We start from the raw sequence: 6,432 nt of genomic DNA, 5'->3' as shown, positions 1-6,432 counted from the left end.
CGGCACAAAGTTATCAATTTCTTGATATACTCCCATCATCACTAGGCGATCGGCTACGGTATCTGGATCGGCGATGCCTAATTCTTGCAGTTGACCGCGCAAAGATCGCTTGATCTTACGTTCTTCTTTAGTTGATAATGTTGTCGATCCTTCGAGAGAAAACTGAAGTAAATTTAAGAAATCTCGTGCTGCCTCTGGGGAGAGAGATTGAAAAAGTTCTGGCAATTGTTCGAGAGTTATATCGAGGAATTTAGACACAGTTCCCGCTGCGGAACGAATTGCACCCAAGGGTGTATTAATTTCGTGGGCAACTCCAGCAACTAATTGTCCTAAAGCTGCCATTTTTTCTGATTGAATCAATTCAATTTGGGTAGCTTCTAGTTGTTGAAGAGCATTGCTGAGTTCTTCATTTTTTTGGTAAAGATTTAATTCAGCCTGCTTGCGATCGCCGATTTCTCGCCACACCGTATGCAGAATTTCCTTACCATCTACAGGAATTACAGTCAGCAATACTTCCACCCAAAAGTCTTCTCCGTCAAGGCGACGGTGCATCCATTCAAATCGATAGCTACTTCGCGAGAAAGCAATGGCTGCGATTTCCTGGGATTTCTCAAAAGAGTCTCTACCATCTGGTTGAATCTCCGGGGAAAGTTGAGCCGGATGCAAGGAAAGAAGCTGTTGTTTGTCTGTGCAGCGCATCATTTGAACCGTGGCGGGGTTGCAGTCAATAAAAGTGTTGCCATCTAACAGCAAAATAGCATCAGCAGATTGCTCGTAAAGTTGTCGAAAACGAGCTTCTGATTGCTGGAGTTTTTGGGTACGTTCCTCTACTTTTGCTTCTAAGTTGGCATAGAGTTGGGCATTTTCGATCGAAATTGCTGCTTGAGAAGACAATAACTGTAAAACAGCCAATCTGTCGGGAGTAAATGCACCCGTTGCGAGATTGTTTTCTAGATAAAGGATGCCGATCGCTTTTCCTTGATGTTGAATCGGCAAACACAATACTGATTTTGGTTTGTGTTGACTGATGTAAGGATCGTTGACATTTTTAATTGGAGATTTGGGTTGGTTAATTTCCTCGTATAAGTCGTTAAAAATGACATATTCTTGAGTTCTAAAAACATAGTGAATGACGCTTCGAGGTAAATCATTGCTAGTCTCTAGAGGAATTGATTCCAGCACTTTTATTTCTGAAACGCCACTAATTGCGGTAGCTTCAATTACTAAGTTACCTGTTTTTTGCAAGATGAAGTTGCCTGTTTCGGCTCCGGCATTTTCCATCACTACTTTCATTAAAATTGACAGCAGTTTGTCAAGCTGAATTTCTCCTGAAAGTGTTTGAGAAGCTTTCATTATTGTCCCCAAGTCCAGCATTTCTGAAACATTGGAACTGGTGGCTGAGATAGTTCCAGAATTCATTAAGACCATTGTTTCGTCTGTATGAATGCTATTTTTCTGGTTTAGGATTGGAGCGAGCAATTGGGGATAGCATTTTTCTAAATCCTCAACTTTTGCCTTTGCACCCCAACGCGCATAAGCGTAGTAGGCATCGGTTAAGTAAACAGCACCAACTTTGTTTTTACCCCAGCCAAAATAGAATTTAGCTGCGAGTTCGTGGGCTAGTGCTTCTTCGTTGAGATAACCGTTTTCTTTGGCGAGGTAAATGGCGCGATCGTACATTTCGATCGCCTCTAATTTTTCCCCTAAAACTCGATGCCGTTCTGCTTCTACTAGATAGAATTTATGCAGATGATTCATCGGGGCATGATGTGCCCATATTTTCATTTTTTTTTGATTGTCTTGTACTTTGAGGAGACACTCTTGTTCTGAATTGGGAGTCAATGAATATACCGCCAGCCGCACCAAAGAGTCGTAGAAATGGAACACAGGCACAACTAAGAACCCCGTGACTCCGTTTAGATAGTCTTGGGCTTGAGTAGCATTTTCCAAAGCTTGAGGATACTCAGCAAACAAATAACAGAGGATTAGTTTGTTGACATAAAAATAGTGAAGTCCTGTTCTGTCATTGGCTTCCTGAAGAATTGGCAAAGATTTCTTCTCGTTGTAGGACTCACCGAGCAAACAGCACGGATTTTCAGAAGATTTCAGCAAGTTAAGCACAGCCTGCTGAAATATTTGATTCCAACTTAAGGCATTTTTTTGCTTAAGTTGATAAAGAGCGTTACTGATTGTCGCCATTTCTCGTTCAAGTTCTGTTAGTTCCTGACCGATGAAATATGAATGTTGACATTTTTGCATGGCAGCATAGCCACCATATTCTAAATGTCCGTTTTCTAGTCCGCTTTGATATCCCTCAAATAAAAGTGGTAGGGTTTCTCTGGCATGAACTTTCCCATGCACTGTACAAGATCCAGCTATGAAGTGGATCTCTGTTTTGAGTTCTAAGGCGTTTAATTTTTCCACTAAACTCAAAGCCAATTCGCCAAATTGATAAGCAGAATCAATCTCTAGTAATACTCCATTTAGGATTACTCCATAACAGACATAACCATAGGGAGAAATAATAGAATTACCATATTCGATCGCTAGATTAACCTGTGACAACACAATCAACGGAAACAGTGCGGGTGCAGCTTGATAGGTAGGAGAACCCATACTTGATAAGATACGCATAGTTGCTAACTTATCTGGCTCTGTCATCAAAGGCAGATTCACCAAATTATCCATACTCTTCCCGCTTAAAGAAGCAGTTGTTTCTGAGAGTGCTTGCTGAATGTCCAACTGTGTGGGACATTCAGGTAAGCTCACCCCCATTAACTCCAGCACTTGCAGACCAATTTTAACTGCTTCGAGTTGTTTGGCTTGGGCCATGCTGGTTTGAATTTTTACCTCATAAACTTTCACTTTGTCGATCAGAATTTTCGCCTGTTGCAGGACAACTTCTGCCCATTTCTCCATTTGCTCGAAGTTGCCATTCAGGTATGCAACTTCTGTGGCTAACTCAGATAATGCCAAGGTGAGTTCATACTGAGTTTGCCAACTATCTGCTGGTAAGAGTTCCAAACCAACAGTTAAATACTTTTGGGCAGCAGCATAAGCAGTTGAAGCTTTAGCTTTACGCCCTGCAATTAGATTCAATTGCGCTAGTTCATCTATTTCTGTTTTATCGGTAATTAAATCTACTCCAATATTCAACTGATTGACGATAGCAAAAATATTTTCTTCTCGTTCTTCTATCGAAGTGTTTCTCAACAGCAATTTCCCAATTTCCAAATGGGTAGATTTTTTCTGATCTTCGGGAATTAGAGAATATGCCGCTTGCTGCACTCGATCGTGTAAAAATTTGTAGGGAACCGATAACTCAGATACTTGGGGAATTGTAACTGATTCAGATTCCTGAAAAAATTTGTATACTTCACTGATGGGAATAACTAATCCTTCTTGCAGTGATGACCACAAATCAGCCGCTGTTTCAGTCTGAGATTTTTCATGGACAATTGCCAGATTTGCCAAATCAAATTCATTGCCAATACAGGATGCTAGTTTCAGAACTTTCTGAGTATTTCCAGGCAACTTTTGTAACTGAATCGCCATAAATTCGACTACATCATCAGTCCAAGAAAGCGATTTCAATTTGGCAATGTCGCACTGCCAACACCTATTACTAAAATCAAATGATATAAATCCATCACTTTGCAAGAAATTCAGAAATTTAGTTGCAAAAAAAGGATTGCCTTTGGTTTTGGCAAAAATCAGTTCTGTCAAAGGCATTGCCCTTTCTATTGGACAAGCAAAGGTATCGGCAATCAGGCGATTTAGGGAAGGTTGTTCTAGGGGTGATAAAGTAATTTGATTGATTGTCGCCGACTCTTTGCGAATCTCATCCAAGGTCAGCATCAGCGGATGGGCAGGAAATACTTCCTTATCTCGATACGCTCCCATTAACAACAGATAGCGGGTATCTGTTTCACTCATCAACAATTGCATTAGCTTTAATGAAGCAGAGTCTGCCCACTGTAAATCATCTAAGAAAATCACTAAAGGATGTTCTTTTGTTGCAAACACTCGGATGAATTTTTGAAATAATAGATTGAAGCGATTTTGAGCGGCAATTCCCTCTAGTTCTGCCACTTTGGGCTGTTTGCCAATCAAGTGTTCTAATTCTGGGATGACATCGATGATGACTTGACTATTTTTACCCAAAGCCTCTAAGATTCTTACTTGCCATTGCTGGACTTCGGCGACACTTTCGGTGAGCAGTTGCTGCATCAAATTTTGGAATGCTTGCACCCACGACGAGAAGGGAATATCGCGCTTAAATTGATCGAATTTTCCTTTAATGAAGTAACCACGCTGGCGGACAATGGGTTTGTGAACTTCGTTGACAACTGCTGTTTTTCCAATGCCGGAAAAGCCAGCAATTAGCATGATTTCGATATTGCCTTCGCTGACGCGATCGAACGCTTCTAATAGTTTCTGAACTTCTGTTTCTCGTCCGTAGAGTTTTTCCGGAATAATGAAGCGATCGCAAATATCTCTACTTCCCAAAGCAAACTGGTTGATGTTGCTAGTTTCTTGCCATTGCTGCCAACAATTTTCTAAGTCATGCCGGATACCAAAAGCGCTTTGATATCGCGATTCAGCAGTTTTTGACATCAACTTCATAATGATGTCGTTCACCATCGCTGGAATTGCTGGATTGAGTTCGATCGGCTCGGTAGGTTTCTTAGCAATGTGACAGTGAATCAATTCTAAAGGATCGGCAGATACGAATGGAAGTTGCCCCGTCAGCAATTGGTAGAATGTAATTCCCAAGGAGTAAAAATCGGTGCGGTAGTCGATGCACCGATTCATTCTTCCCGTTTGTTCGGGGGATATATAAGCTAGCGTTCCTTCGAGAACTTTAGGGTTTTGAATTTCTTGGTTTTCTTTGGGCAATAAAGAGGATATACTGAAGTCAATTAGTTCTATCTGTTTAGTTTTCGGGTTAATTAGAATATTTTGGGGCTTGATATCTTTATGAATTATTTTGTTTTTAGATAGTCCTTCTAAGACTTGAACTATCTGAATTGCTAGCCGCAAGAATTCGTCAATAGCTAATTTTGCAGATTTTTTGAAGTTCCTTTCGCTGCTTTGTGATAATCGATCGCCAAACTGCTCTATACCTAAATTAGCGACGTATTCAGAGAGAGAAATACCGCTAAAGTCTTCCATAATCAGAGCAAAACTATTGCGGTATTTTTCGAGGGCAATAGGTTTGACAACTCCCGCTATATCGAGATTTTTGGTAATGCTATACTGATTCCGAAACTGCACCAGTTCGTGAAAGGTGGGATATTCGATCGATAGCACTTTGATGACGACGGGTTTTGCGTCGGATTCAGAAATTCCTCGGTAAACTTCGGTTTTAGAGCCACTGTAAATTCGATCGAGGATGCGATAGCCGGGAATTGTTAGCATAACAATCAGTTATTGTGAAGAGGTTTATTGATATAGTCACCGCCCTTTCATGTGGGGTGATTCTTAACGCTGCTCGGGGAAATGCTACCGTCTTAGTTTTTCTTTCTCTACGATCGATATTGTATAGATGCTAGCGGAGGCTGAAAAGTACCAGTTTTTGATTCGACAAGGGCTAAACCAGCATCAGCGAACAGTCGATCGCCCCCAACATTCCCACCCTAACTTATATTTAGCAATACCATATACCTGGTTTTTTGTCAAGTTATAACAATTCTCAGCAACCTGAGGTACGAGCGACGAAATAACTATTAACTAACGACATCGTTGCAGATAAAATTGAGCAACTCGATCCCAAGGATTTTGTCGCAGACACTCTGCAAAAAGCACCGCAGCATCATCAGAAGCATCAGCATTATACAAAGACACGGCTTCACTAAATAGTTGCAGCGTAGCTAACTTGGCTGCTTTAATTTCCGGCAAATCCGCATCAAAAACTTCATAAATAGTCACCATTTCTACTTTCCCTTTTACCTGCACTCGATCGATGACACGAACCGCATAATCAGCAGGATTGGTCAAGCGATCAAAAGTATACTGAGTGATTAACACTGTGTCAACCGATTTTCGTTTTCATTGAGTTGAGCAATCAGTAATGCTTGGTCAAAGTTCAACTGTGCCAACTCATTTTATAATTATACTCTAACGCTCGGCAGAAAAACATGAAATGTAGTTTTGCCTGGAATGGATTCAAATTCAATTTTACCTTGATGTTTCTCCACAATCTTTTTCACAATATCTAGCCCCAATCCACTACCTTCTCCGGCAGGTTTCGTAGTGAAAAATGGGTCAAATATTTTGCTTTTAATTTCTTCTGGTATGCCTTTACCACTATCGGTAATGCTAATCTTCACCAGTCGGTCTTGTTCTGTCAATCCAATTGTTAGGGTACCTCGATTATCCATTGCTTGCAAAGCATTGTGAATCAGATTTGTCCACACTTGATTTAATTCG

At 40.7% G+C, this 6,432-nt stretch carries 3 protein-coding genes; all 3 read right to left on the bottom strand.

Features of this window, described 5'->3' with window-relative positions; genetic code table 11:
- Positions 1-5,421, bottom strand: a 5,421-nt coding sequence (locus tag QT974_RS29330; RefSeq protein WP_333471908.1) for an AAA family ATPase, incomplete at its 3' end; no start/stop codon positions are given.
- A 312-nt stretch (positions 5,422-5,733) separates the two neighbouring features.
- Complete coding sequence (locus QT974_RS29325) at positions 5,734-6,030, bottom strand: hypothetical protein (RefSeq protein ID WP_333471907.1); 297 nt, start codon at positions 6,028-6,030, stop codon at positions 5,734-5,736.
- An 83-nt stretch (positions 6,031-6,113) separates the two neighbouring features.
- Positions 6,114-6,432, bottom strand: a 319-nt coding sequence (locus QT974_RS29320) for a sensor histidine kinase (RefSeq protein WP_333471906.1), incomplete at its 5' end; no start/stop codon positions are given.

It is taken from the genome of Microcoleus sp. BM001215392, from assembly GCF_036700185.1.
Classification (GTDB): Bacteria; Cyanobacteriota; Cyanobacteriia; order Cyanobacteriales; family Microcoleaceae; genus Microcoleus.
Note: the sequence above shows the minus strand (reverse complement) of the source record. Positions and strands in the feature narration are given on the sequence as shown.